The following is a 24,568-nucleotide window of genomic DNA, read 5'->3' on the forward strand; positions in this document are numbered from 1 at the left end:
ACTATACTTAACACATGGCTTGTTCTAATCTAATTAGAAACCCGGATTACAAGATCATTAAGGGTTTAATCAGTGTATCTAGAGGGCTGGAGAAGGCCGATATCCTAGTTAAGAACGTCAAGCTCGTTAACGTGTTTACCGGGGAAATACTAGAACCTGTAACCATCGCCATTAGCCGGGGACTAATAGCCACCACGACGAGAAGTATTGAAACGGATAGGTTCACAGGTCAAAACACGCTCGTAATCGACGGTAATGGCGAGCTCTACGCCGTACCGGGATTCATTGACGCGCATATCCACATAGAGTCGAGCTTTCTAAACCCCTTGGAGTTCTCCAAATTAGCTACTTTGCATGGAACGACAACCGTGGTCGCAGACCCTCACGAGATAGCCAACGTATGCGGCCTAGAGTGCCTGGAATGGTTTATCAACGCCTCCCGAAACCTCCCCATGAAAATACTAGTGCAGGTTCCATGCTGCGTTCCACCAGTACCTGAAGAGCTGGATAACCCTGGTGTTACAGTACCGCTGGATACGGTGAAGAAGCTCCTTTCAAGCAGAGAATACTTTGGCTTGGGAGAGTTAATGAACTACTCCGCTGTAGTAGAGGGGGATGAAGGGTACCTTGAAACATCACTTTTTACCATAAAACTAGGTAGTAGAGTCTACGGACACATCCCCTCAATCGATGAAACTCACCTGAACACCTACGCGCTCTCATATGCTTCCTCTTGCCACGAAGTGACCACACTGGGAGAGGCCCTGGAAAAGCTTAGACTTGGATACTACGTCATGCTGAGGACCGGTGGGGCGTGGCGGAACGCCGATGAAGCGCTACCGCTACTTAGGCTTGCGAGGGTGAATATGAGTAGGCTAATGCTGGTAGTCGACGATACTACGGTCTCCCACCTCGTTGAACTGGGTTACATGGATTTCGTGGTGAGAAATGCTATAGAACTCGGGCTCGACCCCATTGAAGCGATACAGCTCGTAACGATAAACCCTGCACAATACCTCGGATTGGATAGTTTCGTGGGTTCGATAGCCCCAGGCAGGATAGCCGATATAGTACTGGTTGATGACTTGGAAAGTATGCGAATAAGGCGGGTAATTTCGTGCGGTGAGATCTACGACGAGGACAGAGTTGGTGAAGTTTACGGGAGGGTTAACATCGTTCCAGCCGTTACCAGGGTCATGGAGATCTCAAACCTAACTTCATGGAGGCAGCTAGTTCTTAGCATCAATGATGGGAGTTACGTAAGGGTAAGAGTGATAGAAGTTACACCGGGAACACCGGTAAGCAAGGAGAAAGAAGCCGTTCTACCAGTAGTAGACAATTATGTAGCGTCTTCTCCCAGCGAAGACGTCATCCACGTAGCTTCTATTGACAGGTACAGGGGCGGCAGGTACATTGGAGTGGGGTTCTTGAAGGGCCTAAACCTGGTTAAAGGTGCCGTTGCACAAACAATAGCGCACGATACACACAATGTACTAGTTTATGGTGACAACCCTTACGACATGTTCACGGCCGTACAAGCGTTAAAGGAGCTTGAAGGCGGAATAGTCGTTGCGTCCAGCGGTAGGGTCTTGGCGAAATTGGGATTGCCGATAGCCGGGCTAATGAGCACTAAAAGCTACAGCGAGGTTTACGGAGAGTTTAACGAAGTAGCAAGAGCTATAAAGGCCTTGGGCTTTACAGGGGACATTCATTCCTTTATACTGACGACCTCTGTAGTATCGTTACCGGTCATACCGGAGATACGGATAACTCCCAAAGGCCTTGTTAATGTTACTGAAAATATAATTGTCCCGCCCCTCAAAGAGGTCTTAGGGTAAGCGCTCATGGCGTTTAAGGATAAGCTTCTCAACGCCGTAAAAATTCCCGACTTCAACGAAGTTTATATCTTACCTTCACTAGCGCCGGTGGAACCCGGTGCTGTTGACTTAACCACGAAGCTCACCACTAACATAACTTTAAAGATACCGCTCGTTTCGTCACCCATGGATACCGTCACTGAGCTAGATATGGCCGTAGCCATGGCACTCCTAGGGGGTATAGGCATCGTCCATAGAAATATGGAACGCGAAAAGCAAGTGGAAATAGTAAAGAAGGTTAAAGAGCACCCTCCGGTTAAACTGAGATTGCTGTACTTGGAGAGCAATGATACGTGTGGTAAGGCACTAGAAGTCTTAAAAAGAACTGGTATTAGAAATATTCCCGTGGTCGAAGGTGGGGTATTTCTCGGCTACGCGAGCGTTGATCTCCTCAGGCAATGCAACCCACTTGAACCTGTAAGGCACGCCGTTAGGCCCGGCAAGGGCTATAGCGTAGAAATGGTAAAAGAAGCCGTGGAAAGCGCTCTCCGTGGAGTTTATGACGCCATCGCAGTGATAACCAGAGACAGCCTGTACTTGGGCACGCTTGTTTACATAGACGTGCTAGAAGACATCACCCCGGCATTAGACCATGAAGGCAAGCTACTAGTGGGAGCCGCAATTTCACCTTTTGATATCGAAAGAGCTAAAATGCTAGACAAGCACGTTGACGTGCTAGTATCCGATGTAGCTCATTTCCACAACATGGAGGTTTTAACAAGTGCTAAAAAACTCGTAGCAGAGATCTCCACCGACTTCGTCGCTGGTAATATAGGGTCCGAGGAAGCCGTTAAAGACACCATAACAGTCATCGAAGAGGTATCGGGGTTCAGGGTGGGCATAGGGGGAGGGTCCATTTGTACCACACCAGAGGTAACGGGAGCATACGCGCCAACGCTCTGGGCCGTCGCATCGGTAAGAGATGCACTTGAAGAGCTAGGACTAGATGTGCCCATCATAGCTGATGGCGGTATTAGGACTGCAGGCGATGTCGTCAAGGCGCTAGCTGCTGGCGCCAATACGGTAATGCTTGGCTACATGCTAGCCGGAACGGATGAGGCAGCATCACCTTTAATAGCTATAGGGAATGAGTACTACAAGCTGTATAGGGGCATGGCTAGTAGGGGTGCAATTGAAAGAAGGTTTGCCGTAGACCGGTACGCTAGGACGGGTAAACGCGTCCCAGAAGGCGTGGAAGGACTTGTACCATATAAAGGTAGCATATACAACGTTGTAAGAGGCCTCGTAGAAGCCGTTAGAGCGGGGCTAGGGTATGCCGGGGCCCGTAACATAAAGGAACTATGGGTCAAAGCAAGGTTCATATCATCGCGTCGCGGTGAACGAGGCATCATTTACAGAGCTCTAGGAGAGTGAGGGGTTATACAGAGTACCTGGAATACGGTTAGGTTATATCGCTAAAAGGTGCGTTGTTTTCAAGATTCATAAGACTGTTTTTAAGATTTATAAGATTCATGTTAGTACTTTATGTACAGCTTTTAGAGTAATTAAGGGTGCACAATGCGTGAAGGGCTTTACTACTGGTAGTAGCGAGCTCGACAAGCTTATTGGTGAAATACCGCCTCGTACGATGCTTTTAATAGTCGGACACCCTGGCTCCGGCAAAACTACGTTAGCATCCCAGATATGCTACGCTAATGCTGTAAGAGGGCACAAATGCCTCTATATGACGTTCTACGAAGACAGGGAAAAGCTGTTTAGAAACATGGGTAGACTTAAAATAAATCTCGCAGAAGTGGAGAATAAGGGGTTTTTAACGTACGTTAAGCTACCTGTAGCGTCCGCAGAGGAGCTCATGGATATCGTGGCGAAGCTCGTTGCCAGCGATCACTACAATGTAGTCGTTATCGACTCGATAAACCCGGCTCTAGAACTAGTTGAAAGGGAAGAGTCTAAGAGGGCTATTGTGCTGAATTTCTTCTACCAGTTAGTAGACATCATTGACGGGTTGCTAGTAGCTGTGGCCGAGATGCCCATCGGAAAAGAGACACTAGAATACGGTTCCATAGAGTTCGTCGCCGACCTAATACTATACTTGAAGCACAGGATAACTCGCGGACTAAGGTCAAGGATACTCGAAGTAAGGAAGGTGCGGGGGGCCCCGTCATCGGTAATCGAGGTACCCTTTGCAATACTCAACGACGCAGGTTTCAAAGTCTACCTACCTCCTAGACCGGAGAGAATGATGAGGGGCAGGGAACATGCAATAAGTACAACAATAAGCTTTATCACCAAGCTCGCTGGGCCTATATACAAAGGCGATACCATTGATATCAGCTTCCCGCCACATGCGAGAGAAGCTTTAACAATCGTGCCTTTGGTAGACATCGCTGTTACAAATAACCTGAAGGCATTGCTCATATCCTATAAGTACTCTCCCGATGAGGTCAAGGAGCTGTTCATCGAGGTATTCGGATCGTACTTCAACCTAGGTAAAGACGTTGTTTTAAGTATCTTAAACAGGCATTTTACCATAGAATCGTTTAACCCAGCCAGTTATGCCTTAACACACCTATACGCAGTAGAAGTAGAACTAATAGAGGATTTAAAACCTGACATGGTCGTACACCACGGGACTGAAATTTTTAGCGCTGTCGCAGATCCCTCGGAGTACTGGACGCTACTCATTAGCATGCTCACTTGGCTTAAAAACAATGGTAAGCTAGTAATACGTTATAGTGCTAGAATAAGTCCTCAATGGACGAGAATAAACGAAATATTGGCAGATATCGTAGTTAGAGTTTACTATAAACGCGAAGGAGGGGCCCTCAAACCGGTATTTTACATTTGGAGGCGGGGCAGGACCCCTCTACTCTTCGACTTCACAAACGAGGACATAACTCAGGCCGCCTTGGAGGCTTCAGAAACTAGCCGCCCTTATTAAAACCAACTCCCAAGAGCTAAACACCGCTGGTAATAATTAATGGCATGCCATCCCGCGGCGGCCGAGATCAAGGAATCCATCAGGAATTACGCGAAGAGCGTGGTGCCCGGGCTTTTCTACACGATCGATCTCTACTGTCGCAAGCTAGCGGGCAAGGACTGCGTTACAATCCTGCTCGAAGAGCCAAAAACCCTGAGAGATATCCTCGTGAGAGTATATGATCTGTCGCCCACGGTCAACCTGGTTGCGAGAGTGTTCCTATACCCTGTAGTGATCGAAACCAATACAGACATACCCGTTGAAGGCCTCGTTAGCTTATTCATGAACAACCCAGACGAGTTGCGGAGAGTTTTAAGCGATATACTATGTAGAAAGTGATTGTAAAGTACGACAGTAACTATTAACGATATACATCGCTACACCGGTGCTTTACATTCTTCAAGCGCCCTGCTAACCGCTAACGAGAACTCTTTATAGTCTGCTACTTTAATGAATGGTATGTGAAGATCCTTTGCAGCTTCCTCGTCGTAGTGAGTATCACCTATAAACACCGGTCGCGCGTTTTGAGAGCTTCTCAGTACCCATTCCAGTTGCTCTCTTCTACTAAGATACTCATCCCTAGTGATAACGTAGCTCACTGCATCGATTAAACCGAGCTTTGAAAGTAGCGGTACAGTTGATGCACTACTCCTCATGGTTACAAGTACTACCTTAACGCCTATTGAAGCAAGGTGCTTCACTAACTCAATGTTTTCTTGTACATCTTCTACTTTTAACCTACCTATTGAATCAAGTTCTGCCCGCTCTACGAGATCCCATGCCTTTCTCTTCAACCCGTCTTCCGCTTGTAGCTTAGCTAGGCTCTCGCCAAGCGGTCTCAATGGGTGATCTACGCCGAGTAGACGCCTTATCTCTGCTCTCAGCTTTTCAAAATCTAGCAGTATGGGTATTAGTGTCCCATCTATGTCCACTACTAGGGTACAACGAGCGCTGGCGTCTCTACTCGGCATTTATAACAGCCACTTTCGGTTCTGGCTTCAGCTCCACCATTACCTCCCCTTTCTTAACGTAGCCTATCAGCATGGCTTCGGTGTTGTACGCGTAAAACATTCTCCCACTCTCGTCCACGCCTATAAAGCCCAGCGTATTCACGCCAACCGTTTTCTCGACGAACTTCACTACGGAATCCAGCGCTTTGTTTAGATCACCATTTCTATACCCGTACTCTAGGTCTATTCTGAGACAGGGCATTGTTCTGACTATGAACTCACCTATGCCTGTGGCGCTACAAGCCACTCTACTAGTGGCGTAAAATCCCGCACCAGGTATAGGCGTATCACCCACTCTACCGGGTAGCTTTAATATCACGCCACCGGTACTTGTAGCTGCGGCTAGGATGCCCCGTTCATCGAGGGCTACCGCCCCAACGGTGTCGTATACGTCTATAATTCTACGTACGAGCTCGGAGTACACGGTATTGCTATCAACAAATTCCCTTATTGCCCTATAGTAGAAGTCCGCTGGTAATTCCTCTTTAAATACTTTCTTCAAGACGTCGCGGTATCTCTCCATGACTAGTGGTGGAGGTGGCGGTAATGGGGGTAAGCTGTAAAGTAGTGCGAGTCGGTCAGCATTTTCGCCTACCAGTAGGAGGTGTGGTGTCTTCTCCGCGACTATCCTTGCAAGCAGTATGGGATTCCGAGTAGACTTGACCGCTGCAACGGCACCAATTAAACCCGTAGAAGTCATTAAACCGGCGTCTAGTTCCCTTTCACCAAGTAGGTTTGGTGCCGAACCGTAACCTGCATTGAGGTACCCGGAGTTCTCCATGCACTTTACCGCGTTAACCACCGTTTCGAGAGAGCTATTTGTGTCGTTGAGTACTCTCCATCCGTACTTCGTGCACTTTTTAACGGCTTCAATGGCGTTCTCTACACCGGGCCTGGGTTTCCAGGCCCCTGCACCCCCGTGAAGCATTAACGCCTTCAACGCATAGTCACCATGTTAGTTTTAAATCTCTAAGCTAATTAAAACTAGTGGTGCATTTACATGGAGACTGGACAAGGTGGCCAGACAACACCGCACTATTTACAGGAGCTAATTAAGACGTTCAGGTTCAGTAAAATGAGCCCCGGCCTGTTACTGTTACCCTCCCTTTTCGCATTCTTATCCCTAGTACTCTTCACAATCGGTTTTTCGCAACTGCTCAAGCTAGGTGAAGAGGCAGTAAGTGGGGGGATTTCACCACTAGAATCACTCTACATTGTGCAGCCAATATTATGGGGCGTAGTAGCCTTACTCGGGTTCACTATAGCGTCGATGATAGCCGTCTATAACCTGTTAAAGAACCTCAAAGACCACTTTTACCAGAGTGGTGTAACGGTATATTACTTCACGGGAGGTCCTAGTTTTGAGGGCGCAATGCAGTACTTAAGATCCATTCTCGTAAGGTCCACGCTACCATCCCCCGTAACGGGCATTTTGCTAATGTTCTTAACCAGTGGGGTGGCCTATCCAGTAATATTGTGCTTCGCGGAAAAGGCTGTGAGAGAGCACGCTATTGTCGAGGAGGAAGCACTGTTTAGGACGAAGTTTACCAGCGAGTACAAGTGGTTTAACATGTTAATAGACTTCGCACTGGTACCCCTGACCCTTGGCCTTTACCTGGCGTACATGGGCCATAGAGTTGCTAAGGTGTTTAACGCGCACGTAAACGCCATTCACAGCTCCCATCCTAACCCACCTACTTTACCCCCGCACGGCACTACCGTTCAGGAGCTAAGGCCCACTTCAAGCTTGCTAATAGGACTTCTCTTGCTATCAATAGGCCTTAACATAGTTACTAGTTACATCGGGCTGTTCACGGCCAGTTACGTTGCCTATTCGTGCGGCATATTACTAAGCGCACTTGTCTTAGCTAGGAGAACAAAAGGGACGTCAGCTTCCAGCGTACTGGTAGTGCTGATACTGCTATACCTACTGGTATTTGGAGGGTTACTGGCCGGCATGACCGGTTACGAGACGTACAGGGTTTTAACCGATACCATACGTAGACAAACGAATGTAGCGAGTTCTATGAAAATGCTGGATCTTGCAACCTACATCTTCGTAAATAACCTCGTAATCTCGCTTCCATCAATTGTACCGTATGTTGGAGGAGTGCTAGTGGCCCAGGGAGTGTACAATGCTGGTTTAGTAGTGGGTACGATAGTCGGTAGCGGGTTAAGGAGCCCCGGTGATGTCGTTTTGGTCCTGGTATACCCGCACTCCATACTAGAGCTCTCCGCCTACGCTATACTACTGACATCGTCTTCGTTCTTAGGTGAGTGGAGGAGATACACCGTGCTAGCTGCGACCGGTATATTGCTCCTCTTCACCGCTGCGCTTGTGGAAGCCCTAACTATAAAGTACCTTCAAGGATCCTCTTTATTAGAGGGCCTTGCACCTCTACAAGGTTCCTAGGAGTTTCAACGGCTATGGCTAACGCGCCGTAGAGACCGGCATCGTCTCCGAGCCTAGTAGGCTTTATCGCAGGCATTCCCGTGACGACGTTTAGCTTAGTTAACGTCACAATCGGCTCGTATAGCACGTCAATGTTATTTAAAAACACACTACCACCAATTATTACGAGTTCCGGGTCATACGCGTTTATCATCGACGCTATGCCTGCTGCTGTTGCCTTGACGTAAAGCTCTATGACCCTTCTAGCTAGGGCGTCCCCCCTCCGGTAGTAGTCGAATACGTCTTTCGCGACGATCACCGCGCCGGAGAGGACGATCCTCGCTAACTCCGAGTCTACGTGCTCTTTTTCGGCAATGTACTTGGCTACTCTAGGTAGGTTAGCAGCGCCCGCGTAGGTTTCCCAGTGCCCTAGACCACCACACCCGCATCTCAGCTCCGAGTCAAAGTCTACTACGATATGCCCCACTTCGTGCGCATTACCCATTTTTCCCATGAGGAGATGCCCGTCTACTACTACCCCGGCCCCCACGCCCGTGCTCAACGTTAAGTAAACGAAGTTATCGGCGTTTCGCGCATCTCCGTAAAGTCTCTCCCCCCATGCAGCTGCTACGCAGTCATTTATAACATAAACGGGCTTTCTGAGGCCTTTTACCAATGGTTTTAATAGTTCGAAGGTGTGCACTGGGATGTTAGGTGTGTACGTGACCTTGCCTTCGGTGATGTCAAGGGGCCCTATACTGGCTACACTCACCGTTACGACTCTTCTTAGAAGATCATGCCACTTGGCCCTAACAGTTTCCAGTATAGAGTTGGCTATTGTAAGCTCATTCCCCTGTCTAGGAGTACTGTACGTTTCTTTCTCTACTATGCCCTCACGGGTGCATAGCGCAATCCTTGTTTTGGTGGCCCCGAGATCTACTGCTAAATAGTACTCCACCCTACTGGGCCCCTTTAATGTTTTCTACCTTTCCTTGGGGCTTCTTGAAGAGTATTGGCGCACCGGTTACATTATATCTCTCAACGGCTTCTAAGCCCGACTTTACCGGGTTTTCAATCGCGAAGCCGAAGGAACGCGCCACCATGGTAGATGCCCTCGGCGTGAAGGGATACAGTAATATGGTGGCCAGCCTAATTGCTTCCAGTACTGTATACAGCTCTTTGCTTGGATCGCTTTTTTCCCACGGCTTAGTTTCGTTTAAGTACTGGTTGGCCAATCTAGCGATGTCCATTGCGTGAACCGCCGCCTTAGTGACTTCGAAATTTTCCATGTTGTCTACGTATGCGTGAAGCTTTTCATTTAGCATCTCAGCTAGGCGCGTTTCGACACTCCTTCTATAGACCTTACCGCCTGTTTTCTTCTGCGCTAATACGCCAACTCTTCGAACTAGGTTACCGTACGTGTCTGCAAGCTCGGTAGCATATATGTTATCGAGGAGCTCGAAGTCAAATTCGCTGTCCTTGTCCATGTTGAATATCCTCATGATCACGTACCTAGCGCCGTCAGAGCCCCCATACCTTTTAAGCATATCCTCTATGGAGACGATGTTACCCACGCTTTTACTCATTTTAGTACCTTTCGACGTGAGGAACGCGTGTACAATCACCTTCCTGGGCGGCTCTAAGTCTAGTGCCCTTAATATCGAAAACCAGACTACAGTGTGAAACCACAGTATGTCCTTGCCAATAATGTGATGTACGTTAGCCCAGTAGTGGTTGAATTTTTCCCGGTCCTCTAAGTAACCTATTGCACTGACGTAGTTGAGTAAAGCATCAAACCACACGTATATGACGTACTTCTCGTCGAAAGGTACCGGTATACCCCACCAAACTCTTTCAATGGGCCTGGCTATTGATACGTCTCTCAACCCTTCCTTCTCGACCTTCGATATTACCTCTTCCGCGTAGCCACGGGGATGCACTATGTCCCTGTTCTTTAAGACCTCGAGTAGGTAATCCTTGAACTCACTTAACTTGAAGTAGTATGTTTCCTCCTCCATGTACTCTAGAGGTTTATTGTGAAGGGGGCAGTAAGGCTTGTTTTCCACTTCCACATATTCTCCGGGACTGTAGTACTTTTCGCAATCAACGCAGTAGAGCCCGGTGTACTTTGCCCTGTAGATCAAGCCTTTCCTGTAGATGTAGTTGAATGCTTCCTTCACCGTCCTTTCATGATAGCTATCCGTTGTTCTAATGAAGTGGTCGTACTCTACGTCAAGGCTCTTCCAGTACCTCTTGAAGACCTCGGCCATCTCATCTGTGAACTCTTTCGGGCTTTTACCCTGCTTTTCCGCAACTTTTTGTATTTTTAATCCATGCTCGTCATTACCAGTTAGGAATAGAACCTTGTAGCCGAGGAGTTTCTTATACCTTGCCATTACATCTGCAAAGACGGTTGTATACGCGTGTCCTACGTGTGGTGGCGCGTTCGGGTAATATATCGGTGTTGTTATGTAAAAGGTTTCCACTTTCATACACCAATAGTATCGAACGCCTCTTCTAAGGGGGTTTAGTTCGCTTCACTTTTTAACCATTTTTTCGAGTAATCCTACGTACTTTTTAACTTTTCTGTCAACATACCAGGTAAAATAGCCAAGAAGGAACCTTATTGGAGCGTATATCGGTGATGACATGTAAATTCCTACTATATCCTTCATCCAGTAAGTGGTGTGCTCGTACATCTTCTTTAAAGCTTCAATGTGTTCCTGCTTTATGTGCTCCCTCATAAACCACTTATTTTTCTTAAACGCGCCCATGGGTACGAAGAACATCGGCACTATGACACTCCTATAAGGCTTTAACCTATCAACGAGCTCGATGGTTTTAACGACGTCATCGGGGGTCTCTTCGGGCATCCCTAATATCACTGTCGCAGCCGGTATGATCATGTTCTCGTGCATCACCCTAAAGGCATCTTCAACCACGCTAGGCCATTGCTCAGGAGGATAGGGTAACGACTTGGCGACCATGATTTTCCTCGCGAGTGCGGGGCTTCCGGTTTCTATACCGACCTCTACGCCGACGAACTTCCTATGATCGTTCAGTATGTATTCCTGCATGAGCTTGGATATTAACCCGTATTTTTCTTCGGCGTACTTCAATGCTGCGAGGCTTACGTGAGCCCACGCTATGTGCTTTTTCTCACCTATTTTACTGAGCACTTCCTTGTGAAGCTTTAAGACGGGCTCTGGCCTGGGCTTTATTCCATCAGCGTAGTAAAGTAGTACGTCCTCGCTGTGAAGTATTATACCGCGGACACCGGCCCTTAGATTCACTTCCACCTCCGCTAGTACTTTTTCTAGCGGTATGAACCTCAAAGGCCTGAGCGTCACGCTACAGAACTTGCAACCTCGTGGACAACCTCTCATCACCTCTACTAGCCCGTTGACACTGGCACCTTTAATAGTAGGTATTTCTTCTATGCGCGGTACGTTATCAACGCCTATATATACGTACCTCGGAAGGCGTTCTCCTTTTAATGCTCTCTCGACGAGCTCTACTACTATCTTTTCTCCTTCTCCATCTACAATTGTATCCACTCCCCACTTGTCCATGTACTCGAGCTCGTAAAGCCATTGCCATGCCGCTGGTCCGCCTGCTATGATCTTCACACCGCGTTCTTTGGCCCTTCTCACCGCTGGACTGTTCATGAACCTGATAAAGCTTCGCCTATTTACAGGCTCTACGCCCGTTAAGCTCCACCACTCACTGCTCGGCGGTCCATATGCAAAATAGTCATGATGGCCTATCATCATCACTTTCATGGTACTTAAGTGCTTATCGATGTGATCCGGGTCTACCACCGCGGCATTAAAACCAGCATCTTGGAGTGCGGCCTCGATCTTCCTCAAGCCATAAGGCGCTTCAACGGGCCTGCCAAGCTCATCTACTTTCACTTTTGGCGCGCAGATCGCCATCCAGAGCCATTCCGGCATGCCTATCGGCGGGCCGGTTGCAACGAAGCCTAGAAACTCCTTACCGTGGTGGTTAGACATCATAGTCCTGTCGGTCGTAATTACTATTTCAAAAACCACTTACAGCACCTCAACAAGCCCTTTCAAATGCCCGGGTAAGTCGTCAAGGAGGACATGCTCGGAAGCGAGCACGCTTACGATGCTACTACCTTCGCGCTCATATATCTGCTTAGCCTGATCGCCACCTACGGTGTAGACCTCAACCGTGAAGGTATAGTTACTGAGTATAAAATCTCTGAGGGCTTCAAGAACCTTCGCGGACGCCGTAGACACCAGGTATATTCTCAACCCACGGGATCCGTAGACCCTGAGTATGCTTTGAAGCCGAGTGACCACTTTCTCGGTTACGTGTCCGAGGATTATTACAGATGAAGATGGATTTCTATAGGTAAGCAACACAGGCCCCTCTCCGTCGTGAACATAGTAATGTAGCCCGGTATATAAGTCTTATTGAAAGCTCTCAACGCACTAAATCCGTAAAAAGCTTTTACATAGTAAGAATGTATAGGGTCTCAGCCGTGAAAGCTACGCTTGCCGAGAAAGTAAGAGCATACATACTGAACGTGGAACAGTTTATCAGTAAAGTGAACGTGGAAGAGCTCGAATCGAACCAAGAGAGGATACTTGAGCTGGCAAGGTCTTACTTAAGTGACGCTAAGTACTACTACGAGGAGGGAGACTACATTACTAGTCTTGCCTGCATCGCGTATGCTGAAGGACTCTTAGATTCGCTGAGAGTCGCGGGCTACGTTAAAGGAATTGAGTGGAGGCCTCTAAGCGAATTACTTAAGAGGCCGAAAGTACTGGTTACGGGGAGCTTTGAGCTAATTCATCCAGGACACCTAGCACTACTAAGAGAGGCGTGGAAACTAGGCGAAGTCTACGTTATCGTGTCCAGGGATAAAAATTTCGAAAGATTTAAGGGCCGGAAGCCCGTCTTAAGCGAGAATGATAGGCTCGAAGTAGTGAGAGGCATTAAGTACGTCTCCAAGGCAATCCTAGGAGATGAAAATGACCTGTTAAAACCACTTGAGGACTTAAAACCAGACATTGTTCTCCTCGGGCCTGATCAGTGGATTCAACCGGAGGAGCTCTCGAGCAGGCTCAAAGAACGAGGGTTAAGCAGCGTGAAGGTGTTAAGGCTAGAAAAACGAGTTGGAGAGTGGAGTTCATCAAGTATATTGAATAGAATTAAGAACGAGGCTTACCCCGCCCGATCCCCCTGAATAGCATCGCTTCCATTGAAGAGACCCTCCTTAATCGCTCCTCCCGCATATTTGCACGGTACTTTTCAACCACCTCCGCTAGGTTTCTCACGTTGACGTCCGCTCTATAGCCCAGGTGCCCACCATAGCTTCTTATAGCCTTAATTGTTTCAGTAACGAGGTAGCCTACATTGTAGGCGTCTTTTAACGCCCCCTCATCCTTAGTTACGTCGTCTAGGTGGGTGTATGCCATACTCCATGGTGCAACTACAGCACCCATGCTGTTTAAAACGGACATCAAATACGCTACTGCCATGAAAACTCCACTGTCAAGTCCTGTGACTATGAAGCCTACAACCTTGCCTTCGAGCAGGCTCCTACCGGCGTGGAAGATCATGTTTTCCATGCTAGTTAACCGGTCGATGAAGTTTTTAAGCATACCGCTCGGTGCATACCAGTAAACTGGAGTCGAGATGATTATGCCATCTGCTTCAAGGGTTTTTTCCGCTACCCCGTTGAAGTCGTCATCTTCTATAATGCATGGGAATTTGCAATACTTCACGTTGTCGGAAACGCAACCTATACACGGCTTAATGTTGTAGTCGTAGATGTGTATTACTTCAGGCGTGCCACCAGCCTCTTTAATGCCGAGTACTGCCACCTCTGCTAGCTGGGCTGACGAGCCGTACTTTCTCGGTGAGCCGTTTATGATTAGTACCTTGGGCTTATACTCCACGATCACCACCTAAGCAAAACCGTGAATACCTCTTATAAGCTCAAGCACTTAAACTTATTTTACTAATTTTTTTACTAAAAAGGGTGCAACAACGTGGAGAGAATCTACCCGCGCCACGCCATAGCGGCCGTTGCGGCTGTCTTAATAAAAGAGGGGAGAATTCTCCTGGTTAAGCGTGGCTATCCACCTGGCCTCGGTAAGTGGTCTATTCCAGGCGGAGTAGTTGAAGCAGGTGAGAAGTTAGTAGACGCAGCTAAACGAGAACTCAAGGAGGAAACCGGACTTGAAGCAGAGCCTCTCGGTATACTCTGGGTACTTAACAACATTGTATATGATGGAGGGAAGAGGGTCATGTATCACTACTTAATAGTAGACATACTATTCGACTCCACAACGACTAGAGGGGAGCTGAGGCCGGGTAGCGATGTTCTAGACACATCTTGGTTCGATCTCGGCGAAGCGTTGAGCTCTCCGAACGTGTCAAGAACGACGAAGAGGCTTATTAAAAGAATTGAAAGATACGGAATTCAGGTGCTACCACTAGAAGATGTAGACCATGAGTCCGTGCAACAATAAGCTTCCTAACCGGCTTTCTGAAAGCTCTCCAGCGACCAGCCCAGTTCACGCGCCGTTCTGACTCTTGGGAAACCAGTGCGGTGCCCGCTAACGAGAATGGTGCTCGAATTTAGAGGGAGCCCTTGCTCTTTTTTGATATTCTTTCTAGGCATCCATCTCTGTATGGTCTAATGTAGCTGTAGTCTCTCTCGAAAACCAAGTTGGGATCTAGCTGTCTCAAGACGTATTTGCAAACGGTTTCGGAAATAACTTTACAAGTGAACTTCGTATCGAGCCCTAGTAGTAGCGTTAACCTCAGTATTGGGCAAGGATTGCGCGAGATCGTTACCAGCTCACTATCAGTTAATTTGATTACCTCTACGTGTTCTGGTTTAAGCCTTAAGAAATCGTAGTAGAATAACTGTAAAATACCCTTCATCGATGAAACTCTTCTGGATATACGCGTCCAGAGAAAACCATAGATGTAGAAGACCACGAGCCCCATGTACACGGGCACAAGCCTAACGACTTGGACTAATTTCCCCCTCACGAGTTTCAATACTACGCCACCCCCGATGGAACCCCGTTAAAGTGATCAAGGCTCTGCCGATCTCCCTTCAATATTTCATTACTGAGCTCCTAATAACCATGCACCTGGGCAGTCTTCTAAGCATCTGGCACGATACGTGCCGAGCTCCTCGCATTCCCTTACCCTGTACGCCGTCGTATAGGCATGTTAGCACGGGTTCTGCGATCTACACATACATAGGCGCGCTGGACATCGTTACTGAAATATAAGGGACTATGACCATTTCAATTGTTGTAATGCTCGGTGCTGTAACCTTGAATAAGTTGCGTTTAATACTGGTAGTCTCTTGGCTTCTGGTGTTCATGGCGTACTTAGCGCCTTGGAGCGAATCTAATAGAGGATTACACAGTGGCTTAGGCTTACTGCCCTTCACTGCCCCGTATTTAGTGGGCTTAGTACTGGGGTTGCTTGCAGTATTTACGAAGACTCGTAGGTTTTCGCTAGTCATTGCACCGAGCATCCTGATGTTCACCGGTATACTGCTTGTCATTTCTTGGTGGTACGGGCTGGCATTACACTATGTCGCCACCGGCGGCGGCATCGCTGAACTTGAGCCGGGAATATGGCTTGCAACAGCAGCTTCATTGGTGTACTTATTATTAAGCATCTACGTACATGCATCCAAGAAGCCAAAGGTAGTCTAGTCACGTATGCTTGGCTACCGGAAACGCGAATACCGTATAAACCGCTACAAGTGGGGTTGAAAGCGCGTGTTCCAGTAGCTGTCAGAGGCCTCACTACACACAACTACGTGTTTCAGATACACGACATCGGGCTTGGAGACTTAGTAACGAGGATTTAGAGAGGAGTGTAATAGTAAGCGGTGGTACGGAGTTGAAGGTAGTTTACAGCGTTGGTTATGGTGGTAGGTCGCTTAGCGAGTTACTAAACCTGCTGAAGTACTACGGCATCGAAGTGGTAGTGGATGTGAGGAGGTGGAATAGGTCTTTAAAAGTCCCAGAATTCTCCGGCAACAACCTCGAGTCAGCCTTGAAAAAGCACAATGTAAGATACTACTGGTTACCCGTACTTGGTGGGTATAGAAAGTTCGGTGTTGACGTAGAAGACCTCGGCATGGCTAAGTGCTTCGAATCCGAGGGTTTTAGAGCTTACGCTACTTATATAGCTACCAAGCCCGAGGTAGTGCCATTCCTGGAAAAACTACTAGAGCTAGCATCTAACAGCACCTCCGCAATCCTGTGTAGAGAAAGATATCCTTGGCTATGCCATAGGAAAATCCTATCGGACTACCTCGTGATTAAGGGACTTAAAGTGCTACATATCGTTGAAAGAGATAAGCTAGTAGAGCACAAGTTAAGTAAATGCGCCGTAGTAGATGGTGGGGAGCTTAGATACATCTAACTAAAAAAAGTATGAAAAGAGAAGACGTTTCCAGCTACTTCAGTACTAGGCCTTTAACTTCTCTAAGCCATTCCGGTGTAACTTCCTCTGCAAAGTGCTTAACTAGCAGTGCAGCGTTGTAAACGTCGTTCAAATCAACTACCTCGACTGGGCTGTGTATATATCTTGTTGGAATGGACACCGTGCCCGCGGGAACCCCCTCCTTGTTCAATGCTATAGCACTAGCATCTGTCGTACCACCTGGTATTATCTCTACCTGGTATGGTATCCTGTACTTTTCCGCAACTTGCACTAGAAAATCGACAACTTTAGGATGGGCTATTAGACCCGATGCGCTTCTACCATCGGCTATTTTTATTGCCGGCCCCTTGCCCAGCTTAGTGTACCACTCACTCTTAGCTACGCCGGGAACGTCACTCGCTATCGTGACGTCAATTGCTAGTGCCACGTCCGGGGAAATGGCGAATGCCGACGTCCTAGCGCCCTTTAGTCCCACCTCCTCCTGCACGGTAGCGACGAAGTAGACGTCTACTCTCGGCCTCTCAAGCATTTGTGCAGCCTTGACCAGCGTTGTAACCCCTACGCGGTCATCAAAAGCCTTACCTGTAACTCGGTCACTGGTTAACTCGACTACTTCCCGGTCAAAGACGAGAATATCACCTACACGGATACCCATCTTATCCGCCTCTTCTTTCGAGGATGCCCCCACATCTACGAACAGCTCCCTGAGTTCTGGCACCTTCTGGAGTTCCTCGGGCTTGGCTACATGTAGTGGTTTTAGACCAACCACTCCACGCAGGAGCTTTCCATCCCGAGTCTTTAACATAACTCTTTGGTACAGTAGGGATCTCTCAGCCACACCACCTATTGGAACTACCCTTAGAAAACCATCATCCTCGATATGTGACACGAAGAGGCCTATTTCGTCCATGTGCGCCGCTATCATTAACCTGCCCTCACCACTAGACCCCTTCTTCAAGCCAACGAGGTTGCCCCAAGTGTCTATCCAGAGCCTGTCTACATGAGGCTTTAGGTACTCCGATACGATCGCCCTTACCGAGTCTTCACGCCCACTAGGGCCAGGTACTTCAGCTAGTTGCTTTAAGAGGTTTAGAACCTCCTGCTTTGCATTCACACGGAACCACCCTTTTACAGTATTAAGCCAGCCGAGTTATAAGCTATGAATAGCCTGCTTGAAATCCACATGGTCTGCACATTAAGTGGCGATACCGTGAACGAGACGCTAATATTTACGGGATTAGTAGCCGCCTGAACGGGTGGAGACCGATGACATGGACACCGATGAAATGGTGCTCCGAGGTCTGTAAAGCCAAGAGTTGGCAACAAACCATACCAACCAACATGAAACTCAAACCCCTTACTTAGACGGATTAATGCCGTAGCCGTATTCGGTGTCTTAACGATGGGATTGTTTCATCCTTGTTCCCCTGCATCCCGCTCGGGTTTTCATCGGGTTTAGGGGCGTTCAGGGTGACTCCTGGTACCTCACGTCTTGAGCATCTCGGGGAGAGCCTTAATGGGCCCTCAAACCCTCATCGAACAACCTCCACATAATACCACATACAGAGTACTTACAAGCATATCCATACACATCAACCAGTATTAACAGACATAAAAACTCAAAACAACTACATGAGGCTGTCATGAACACCATATTCGCGGAAAAGTACAGGTGGAATCCCGAAGCGGTAGCGCTACTAGTACTAGTGGCGTTACTTACAGCAATATTTCTAGTGGTAGTGTTTCCCGTATTTCACCTTGCTTTGCATTTCCTTTACTGAATTTCCTCTACGGCGACTTCCACTTCGACCGTGAACTTGCGCCTACCTCGAACTAGGTCCAGCACAATGTAGCCTCTCTCAATGCTATCTTCAATTACCTCTCTTAATTCGCCTGTTCTCTTCACGGGTTTGCCATTAGCTGCAACTATTATGTCTCCTTCGGTGATTCCGCTCCTCTCAGCTGGGAAACCAGGCACTACTTTTACTACGATAAGCCCTTCCGATAAGGGTAGTTTGTAAAGTGCTGCCATTGTAGGGTTTACCGGGGCCACGTATACTCCGATCCAGGCCCTTAAGGGCCTACCATACTTATTAACCATCTCAATGAAGCGTTTTACGGTATTTATCGGTATAGCAAAGCCTATACCCTGCGCGAACGGGATAATAGCTGTCGTAACCCCTATCGCCTCACCTTCTATGTTCACTAAGGGACCACCACTATTTCCTGGGTTTATGGCGGCATCCGTCTGTATAACGTCCTCTAAAATGATGTTCTGTGACGTTATGGTCCTTCCAGCGGCACTTACAACCCCCATCGTTACTGAGTTTTCCAGTAAGCCTAGCGGCGATCCTATAGCGAGCACGAGTTCCCCTACCTCGAGCTTATTTGAGTCCCCCAACTTTATGGGGGTGCCATGCTCAGCCGTCTCCAAGAGTGCTAGGTCTCTGTGAGGGTCAGCTGCAATTATTCTGGCATCGCTTACGTATCCATCACTAAATATCACTGATACCTTTGAAGCGCCTCGTATCACGTGAGCGTTCGTGACAACGTAGCCCGGTACTACTACAAAGCCTGAGCCATAGCCTCTTACGGGCTCGTAGCCGAAGAAGAGTAAGGGGTGTGGAATCTCGGTGGAAATCGTGACTACGGATGGTTTTACTTGCTTTACTACGGTTGCTATTTCTCTACTAAGGTCTTTAATGCTCAAAACCTCTCACCTCGAAGCACTAATAAACCGGTCTTCGTTATTAAGCTTATGGTGAGGTCTCGAGCGCCTTTAGAAGGGCGTTTAAATTAACCATCTTGCTGTGCGCGTTGAGTTTAACGCTCTTATCGCGGATAAGCGCCGTGAATGCCTTTTTAGACAAGTCCACGCTGTGAAGCACATAAACGGCTTTAACGTTAGCCTTTAAAGATCCACCTTCGTAGCCCAGTCTCGACACCATTTCATCTAGAATGCTCCTTTTAACTAGTAAACCATAGTATACGCCCCGCGCAACGGCCCTATCCGTACGTGCAGGTATAATGAAGCGTAAGAACTGCTCTTTTCCTGAGGGCCTTGCTACGAGGGATCTCGCCTCCTCGACCATCTCGTCTATTGTCTTAAGCGTATTGCGGATGTAGCTTTCAACCTCTTCTTTATCACATGCTACCTCGGGGAGTCTTTTATAATGTAATTGGCTGGCAAAGTGAAGCTGGTATAGAGCAATAGGGCTTTTGAATGCTAAGAGTAACCTCGCATCCGGGTATTCCTCGAACTCTGTCTTTAACAGCTTGTAAAGAGCACAATCAAAGATATATGTGTCGTCACTACCAATCGGGTTTATTAGAACGACGTGATTCCAAAAACATATCTTGTCGTCAGAACAGTGCTTTCTCAGCAACTTTTCATCTACATCAATATAGCTCACAAGACGACACCATGGTAATAGATGAACTTAGTTTCTTAATAAATTGAGCGCCCTCGAGGCCGCCCCCAAGCTCTACTTTTTCAGTAGATGTATAGGTTCTCCAATTATATATTCCGCGAAGTCCCTTAGAGACTCTGATACCGTTAAGTGGGGATACGGTATTCTCGCGGCATCTCTAATAGAGATCCTGTTGAGGTAGAGCGGTAAGTACGCCGATATCACCTCCGATGCGTTTGGGGCGACTATGTGAATGCCATATACCATTTCGTGCTTTTCATCTAGCAGTATCTTGGCAAAAGCGCCCTTGAAGCCCTTGATCTTCACTGCCGAGAGGAAGTATAATGGAATTCTATACTTAGCGTATTTCACGTTCATGGCCGCGAGTTCCTTTTCAGTATACCCTATTGATGCTATTTCAAGCCCGGTAAAAATGGTCATTGGTACGAGTTTGTAGTCTACTTTGAAGGATTCTTCACCGGCAATATTCTTGGCCGCGGCTATGCTCTCTAAGAGCGCTTTGTGCGCCAAAAGAGGACCACCTACTACATCTCCTGTAGCGTAAACATTAGCTGCACTCGTTTTGAGGTCTTCATTCACCTTTATGTACCCCCTCTGATCGAGTTGCACATTAGCGTTTTCGAGGCCTACATTTCCCGTTTTCGGCCTCCTTCCAACGGCAACTACAACCCTATCTACATCCAACTTCTCACCAGTAGACAGCTCTACCAAGTACCTTCCACTAGAGGCTTCTACTTTCTTAATTGTTGTTTTTTCAAGTATTCTTACATTCCTCTGGGTGAGGTGGGCTTTCAGCGCTAACGCTATATCTTTATCGGTAAATGGGAGGATGTGATCCAGAAGTTCCACCAGCACCACTTCGATTCCAAGTGCCGAATAAGCGTTAGCCAGCTCTACGCCAATGACACCGCCTCCCACAATTAAAATCTTCGAGGGCTTTTCTTCGAGAAATAGCGCTTCCCTGTTACTGATAATGCCTTTACCATCAAATCTAGCTACCGGTATGTCGGCTGGATCTGTGCCCAGTGCTAATAGTATCTTGCCCGTTTCCAGCTCAAAGTGCCTCTCTTCCGTGATCACTTCAATTTTGTGCGTGCTTAGAAGCCTCCCCCTACCTCTATACAATGCTATTTCACGTGATTCGAGGAGGTACTCTAAACCCTCTCTAGCATCTTTGACAATTCCCTTAACCCACTCTACGAGGTTATACCACTTGTACGATGTCGTACCGCCAACTTTTTCAATGCTTTTCAGCGACTCTGCGAACTGGTATAAGGCCTTGCTCGGCACGCAACCATAATTTGTACATTCTCCTCCTACGAGGTGCTCCTCGATAACCGCTACTTGCAAGCCCTTATCAGCGAGGTATAGAGCGGCTGGGTAGCCGCCTATACCTGAGCCTATGACCACGGCATCATACTTCACTGTATTTCCCCTTTCACCCTCTTAACATATACTCTCCACGTAGGGGCAACGTACTTCGGGTGATTCGCTTTCACTATGTCTACTCTCTTAACGCTAGTATTTTCAGGAGATTTCTTGAGTTCCTCGGGCTTTTCATAAGCTAAATTACTTATTTCTTTAAGCTTCTCAGCATATCTCTCGATGTTCTCGGGTGTCTCGGTCTCCGTGAACTCTATTTGGAGAGCCTCTTTGACTATTAGTGGGAAGTACATCGTAGGTGCGTGAAGCCCGGCGTCGAGGAGCGCTTTTGCGACATCCTCGGCTGTTATCCCTGTTTCGTCGGCCATAGGCTTAGCGCTGAGAACAATTTCGTGTTTCCTAAACCGGCCCTTACCGTAAGGTATTTCGAAACCCCGGATGTTTTCTACGAGCTTAGCGAAGTAGTTTGTTACTAGTACAGCGTGCTCCGTGGCTTTTTTCAGACCCTGAGGACCCATCATTAGTATGTACACATAAGCCCAGAGCAACGGTACGGTGTTGGCGAAGAACGATCTTAGTAGCCCTGGACTGTGGGGTCCTGGCCACTTCAGCTTGTAAACACCGGTTTTCTCGTCATAGATCACTATTATCCCCGGTACGATGTCCCTTAACCATATATTCCTCTCGGGGTCAACAAGCCTGTCTCTAATGCATATAGGACCAGCACCTGGACCTCCACCGCCGTGAGGTGAACTGAAAGTCTTATGTATGTTTATGTGTGCTATGTCGAATTCCATGTCACCGGGCCTCGCATACCCCATGATGCCGTTTAGGTTCGCGCCATCATAGTACAGTAATGCATCGTATTCATGTACAAGATTGGCTACTTCGAGTATATGCTCTTCGAAGAGGCCTAGCGTGCTGGGATTGGTGATCATCAGGCCGGCCGTGGACCTCCCTATAACGGATTTTAGTGCATCCATGTCTACATTACCGTCACTTGCTGAAGGCACCTCTATAACTCTAAAGCCAGCCATTGCTGCGCTTGCGGGGTTTGTTCCGTGAGCACTATCGGGCACTATGATATCCGTCTTCGTGCTTATTTGCCCCTTCAGCTCGTGGTACTTTCTTATAATTAATACGCCCGCGAGCTCTCCGTGAGCTCCTGCAGCCGGATGTAGAGTGCATACATCCATACCAACTATACTGGCTAGCCACATTTGGAGTTCATACATAATTTCAAGTAATCCCTGAACGGTCTTCTCGTCTTGTAGTGGATGGATTAGGCTTATATCGCTGTTAAACGCTACATCCCACGAGATCCTGGGATTATACTTCATCGTGCAAGAGCCTAGTGGGACTGGCCCGTTGTCCACGCCGTAGGCCATCTGAGTTAGCCGTGTAAAGTGCCGGATCACCTCTACTTCGCTCAGTTCCGGTAGGCTGGGTGGACTGCTTCTCCTGATGCTTTTGGGTAGCCTGATCTCACCTACGAGCTTTTTCACGTTGTCTTCTACTTCAGGCAGTGATATCCCGACCCTGCCTGGAGCTCCGAGCTCAAATACCAGTGGTTCTGTCCACTTTGCTTGCCTAAACATCCTCATCCCCGTTACCCGTAATCTCTGCTAAGCTCTTGACTAAGAAGTCTATGTCATCCTTGAGGTGGAGCTCTGTAAAGGCGAAGAGAGCCGTTTCACCCAGCTCCGGGTAGAAGTCCTTAATGTAAAGTCCTCCATGAACTCCACGATGGAGTAGCTTTTCGTGCACGTTAGTGTACGATAGCCCAGTTTCATTAAATGAAACGAGGAACTCGTTGAAGAAGTCTTCTTCAAACACTTCCACGTTAAGCCCTACCTCTTTCATTTTTTTCCACGCGTAATGCGCTATGTAGTAGTTCGTTTCTGCTAGTTTTACAATACCGTTTTTACCCAACATTGAAAGGTAAACGGCTGCAGCTATCGCTACTAACGCCTCGTTCGTGCATATATTGGAGGTTGCTTTTTCTCTCCTAATGTGTTGCTCTCTTGTTTGCAATATCATCGCGAAGGCTCTCTCACCATCTCTAGACTCAGCCAATCCCATGATCCTGCCCGGCATCTGCCTTAGGAGGTTCGTTTCAAACCGCGTTGCGAAAATGCCTAAATAGGGGCCACCATAGTTAAGCCCTAGACCTAGCGGCTGTCCTTCGCCAACGGCTATGTCTGCGCCGAGCTCTCCCGGGGATTTAAGCAGGCCTAAAGCTATTGGGTACACTCCTGTGATAAACAGAGCCTTCTTCTCGTGAGCAATTTCACCAACCGCCTTGGCCTCGGACTCTACCACCCCGAAGAAGTTAGGGTACTGGAGGTAAATAGCTGCTGTGTCTTCATCCACCAGCTTCTTCAGCTCTTCTAAATCAACCACCCCACGGTGCCTATCGTAAGGCACTGTAACGAGTATAATACTGTGAGGGTGTGTATACGTTTCAACCACTTTCCGATGAAACGGGTTCATGTTCGCCGGTAAAATGACTTTTTTTCTACCCTTGTTCACCCTCAAAGCCATTAACACCGCTTCAGCCGCGGCCGATCCCCAATCGTACATTGAGGCGTTGACCACGTCCATTTCCAACAGCTCTGCGATCAGGCTTTGATACTCGAAAAGCGCTTGCATTAGTCCTTGCGATATTTCAGCCTGGTATGGAGTGTAGGCCGTTAAAAACTCACCACGTGACACGATATACTTTACCAATGGCGGAACGTAGTGCGGGTAGACTCCACCACCCATAAATGGAGGCGAGCGGAGATTCGCGTTCTTGGAAAGCTTCTTTTCAATAATCCTCCTCGCCTCGATCTCGGATAGGGGCCTACCGACACCTATATTCAGCTTTTCCCACAGCTCCCTCGGGATTCTTACTTGTACGGGGACATCGCTAAAGAGCTCTTCAACGCTCTTAACGCCTACTACTCTAAGCATTTTTTCAACTTGTTCACGCGTGAACGAGGGTATCCAGGGGTGTGTGCCATTCAACTCTATGGCACCGTGCTGTTATACGCTGGTTGGAATAAAATATTTTTACTTTCTCACCGTTTACA

24 protein-coding genes are annotated in these 24,568 nt (G+C 47.8%); 10 read left to right on the plus strand and 14 right to left on the minus strand.

The window, feature by feature from the left end; translation table 11 throughout:
- Nucleotides 1-14 precede the first annotated feature (14 nt).
- The 4 genes from QXU03_00350 (at nt 15) to QXU03_00365 (ending at nt 5,157) form a co-directional block, all read left to right on the plus strand.
- A complete protein-coding gene (locus tag QXU03_00350; GenBank protein ID MEM2170199.1) occupies nt 15-1,838 on the plus strand; it encodes an adenine deaminase C-terminal domain-containing protein in 1,824 nt (607 codons plus the stop codon).
- 6 nt (nt 1,839-1,844) lie between these two features.
- Nucleotides 1,845-3,251: an IMP dehydrogenase gene (locus QXU03_00355; GenBank protein MEM2170200.1), complete on the plus strand. Its 1,407-nt coding sequence runs from the start codon at nt 1,845-1,847 to the stop codon at nt 3,249-3,251.
- A 148-nt stretch (nt 3,252-3,399) separates the two neighbouring features.
- A complete protein-coding gene (locus QXU03_00360) occupies nt 3,400-4,779 on the plus strand; it encodes an ATPase domain-containing protein (protein MEM2170201.1) in 1,380 nt (459 codons plus the stop codon).
- Nucleotides 4,780-4,818: 39 nt separating this feature from the next.
- Nucleotides 4,819-5,157: a hypothetical protein gene (locus QXU03_00365; GenBank protein MEM2170202.1), complete on the plus strand. Its 339-nt coding sequence runs from the start codon at nt 4,819-4,821 to the stop codon at nt 5,155-5,157.
- A 38-nt stretch (nt 5,158-5,195) separates the two neighbouring features.
- Here the strand turns inward: QXU03_00365 and QXU03_00370 are convergent, their stop codons facing one another.
- Together QXU03_00370 and QXU03_00375 are read right to left on the minus strand one after the other, a co-directional pair.
- Nucleotides 5,196-5,789, minus strand: a complete 594-nt coding sequence (locus QXU03_00370; GenBank protein MEM2170203.1) for an HAD hydrolase-like protein — start codon at nt 5,787-5,789, stop codon at nt 5,196-5,198.
- Nucleotides 5,779-6,768 carry an isoaspartyl peptidase/L-asparaginase gene (locus tag QXU03_00375; protein ID MEM2170204.1) on the minus strand — a complete coding sequence of 330 codons (990 nt, stop codon included), beginning with the start codon at nt 6,766-6,768 and terminating at the stop codon, nt 5,779-5,781. The genes QXU03_00370 and QXU03_00375 overlap by 11 nt, the downstream gene beginning before the upstream one ends.
- A 60-nt stretch (nt 6,769-6,828) precedes the next feature.
- Between QXU03_00375 and QXU03_00380 the strand changes: the two genes are divergently transcribed.
- Entirely contained in the window at nt 6,829-8,241 is a 1,413-nt protein-coding gene (locus tag QXU03_00380; GenBank protein MEM2170205.1) for a hypothetical protein, read from the plus strand.
- On the opposite strand, the gene QXU03_00385 is transcribed toward QXU03_00380, so the two are convergent.
- The 4 genes from QXU03_00385 to QXU03_00400 are packed head-to-tail and all read right to left on the minus strand — an operon-like array spanning nt 8,180 to nt 12,608.
- Nucleotides 8,180-9,178 (minus strand): ROK family protein, encoded by a 999-nt coding sequence (locus tag QXU03_00385; protein MEM2170206.1) that lies wholly within the window; start codon nt 9,176-9,178, stop codon nt 8,180-8,182. The genes QXU03_00380 and QXU03_00385 overlap by 62 nt on opposite strands.
- A 1-nt stretch (nt 9,179) precedes the next feature.
- Complete coding sequence (metG, locus tag QXU03_00390; GenBank protein ID MEM2170207.1) at nt 9,180-10,712, minus strand: methionine--tRNA ligase; 1,533 nt, start codon at nt 10,710-10,712, stop codon at nt 9,180-9,182.
- A 45-nt stretch (nt 10,713-10,757) separates the two neighbouring features.
- Nucleotides 10,758-12,236, minus strand: a complete 1,479-nt coding sequence (locus QXU03_00395; GenBank protein MEM2170208.1) for a radical SAM protein — start codon at nt 12,234-12,236, stop codon at nt 10,758-10,760.
- Between the two features lie 36 nt (nt 12,237-12,272).
- Nucleotides 12,273-12,608: a hypothetical protein gene (locus tag QXU03_00400; GenBank protein MEM2170209.1), complete on the minus strand. Its 336-nt coding sequence runs from the start codon at nt 12,606-12,608 to the stop codon at nt 12,273-12,275.
- A gap of 122 nt (nt 12,609-12,730) precedes the next feature.
- Here QXU03_00400 and QXU03_00405 point away from each other — a divergent pair, with 122 nt between their 5' ends.
- The gene (locus QXU03_00405) at nt 12,731-13,438 is read left to right on the plus strand and encodes a DUF357 domain-containing protein (GenBank protein ID MEM2170210.1); all 708 of its coding nucleotides are present in this window, start codon (nt 12,731-12,733) and stop codon (nt 13,436-13,438) included.
- On the opposite strand, the gene QXU03_00410 is transcribed toward QXU03_00405, so the two are convergent.
- The gene (locus QXU03_00410) at nt 13,404-14,153 is read right to left on the minus strand and encodes a flavodoxin family protein (protein MEM2170211.1); all 750 of its coding nucleotides are present in this window, start codon (nt 14,151-14,153) and stop codon (nt 13,404-13,406) included. The genes QXU03_00405 and QXU03_00410 overlap by 35 nt on opposite strands.
- Nucleotides 14,154-14,246: 93 nt before the next feature.
- Here QXU03_00410 and QXU03_00415 point away from each other — a divergent pair, with 93 nt between their 5' ends.
- Nucleotides 14,247-14,729, plus strand: a complete 483-nt coding sequence (locus QXU03_00415) for an NUDIX hydrolase (protein ID MEM2170212.1) — start codon at nt 14,247-14,249, stop codon at nt 14,727-14,729.
- A gap of 109 nt (nt 14,730-14,838) precedes the next feature.
- On the opposite strand, the gene QXU03_00420 is transcribed toward QXU03_00415, so the two are convergent.
- Entirely contained in the window at nt 14,839-15,267 is a 429-nt protein-coding gene (locus QXU03_00420; protein MEM2170213.1) for a hypothetical protein, read from the minus strand.
- A 284-nt stretch (nt 15,268-15,551) separates the two neighbouring features.
- Between QXU03_00420 and QXU03_00425 the strand changes: the two genes are divergently transcribed.
- The gene (locus QXU03_00425; protein MEM2170214.1) at nt 15,552-15,941 is read left to right on the plus strand and encodes a hypothetical protein; all 390 of its coding nucleotides are present in this window, start codon (nt 15,552-15,554) and stop codon (nt 15,939-15,941) included.
- Between the two features lie 190 nt (nt 15,942-16,131).
- Nucleotides 16,132-16,659: a DUF488 family protein gene (locus QXU03_00430; protein MEM2170215.1), complete on the plus strand. Its 528-nt coding sequence runs from the start codon at nt 16,132-16,134 to the stop codon at nt 16,657-16,659.
- Nucleotides 16,660-16,693: 34 nt separating this feature from the next.
- On the opposite strand, the gene QXU03_00435 is transcribed toward QXU03_00430, so the two are convergent.
- Nucleotides 16,694-17,794 (minus strand): M42 family metallopeptidase, encoded by a 1,101-nt coding sequence (locus tag QXU03_00435; GenBank protein MEM2170216.1) that lies wholly within the window; start codon nt 17,792-17,794, stop codon nt 16,694-16,696.
- A gap of 529 nt (nt 17,795-18,323) precedes the next feature.
- Here QXU03_00435 and QXU03_00440 point away from each other — a divergent pair.
- A complete protein-coding gene (locus QXU03_00440) occupies nt 18,324-18,461 on the plus strand; it encodes a hypothetical protein (GenBank protein ID MEM2170217.1) in 138 nt (45 codons plus the stop codon).
- Here QXU03_00440 and QXU03_00445 read toward each other — a convergent pair.
- The 5 genes from QXU03_00445 to gcvPA form a co-directional block, all read right to left on the minus strand.
- Complete coding sequence (locus QXU03_00445; protein ID MEM2170218.1) at nt 18,455-19,390, minus strand: trypsin-like peptidase domain-containing protein; 936 nt, start codon at nt 19,388-19,390, stop codon at nt 18,455-18,457. The two genes, QXU03_00440 and QXU03_00445, sit on opposite strands and share 7 nt — an antisense overlap.
- A 46-nt stretch (nt 19,391-19,436) precedes the next feature.
- Complete coding sequence (locus QXU03_00450) at nt 19,437-20,093, minus strand: hypothetical protein (GenBank protein MEM2170219.1); 657 nt, start codon at nt 20,091-20,093, stop codon at nt 19,437-19,439.
- Nucleotides 20,094-20,165: 72 nt separating this feature from the next.
- The gene (gene lpdA / locus QXU03_00455) at nt 20,166-21,536 is read right to left on the minus strand and encodes a dihydrolipoyl dehydrogenase (protein ID MEM2170220.1); all 1,371 of its coding nucleotides are present in this window, start codon (nt 21,534-21,536) and stop codon (nt 20,166-20,168) included.
- On the minus strand, nt 21,533-23,092 hold the full coding sequence (gene gcvPB / locus QXU03_00460) for an aminomethyl-transferring glycine dehydrogenase subunit GcvPB (GenBank protein MEM2170221.1): 1,560 nt from the start codon (nt 23,090-23,092) through the stop codon (nt 21,533-21,535). The genes lpdA and gcvPB overlap by 4 nt, the downstream gene beginning before the upstream one ends.
- A complete protein-coding gene (gene gcvPA / locus QXU03_00465; GenBank protein MEM2170222.1) occupies nt 23,085-24,503 on the minus strand; it encodes an aminomethyl-transferring glycine dehydrogenase subunit GcvPA in 1,419 nt (472 codons plus the stop codon). The genes gcvPB and gcvPA overlap by 8 nt, the downstream gene beginning before the upstream one ends.
- Nucleotides 24,504-24,568: the final 65 nt, after the last annotated feature.

It is taken from the genome of Desulfurococcaceae archaeon, from assembly GCA_038845865.1.
Classification (GTDB): Archaea; Thermoproteota; Thermoprotei_A; order Sulfolobales; family Desulfurococcaceae; genus UBA285.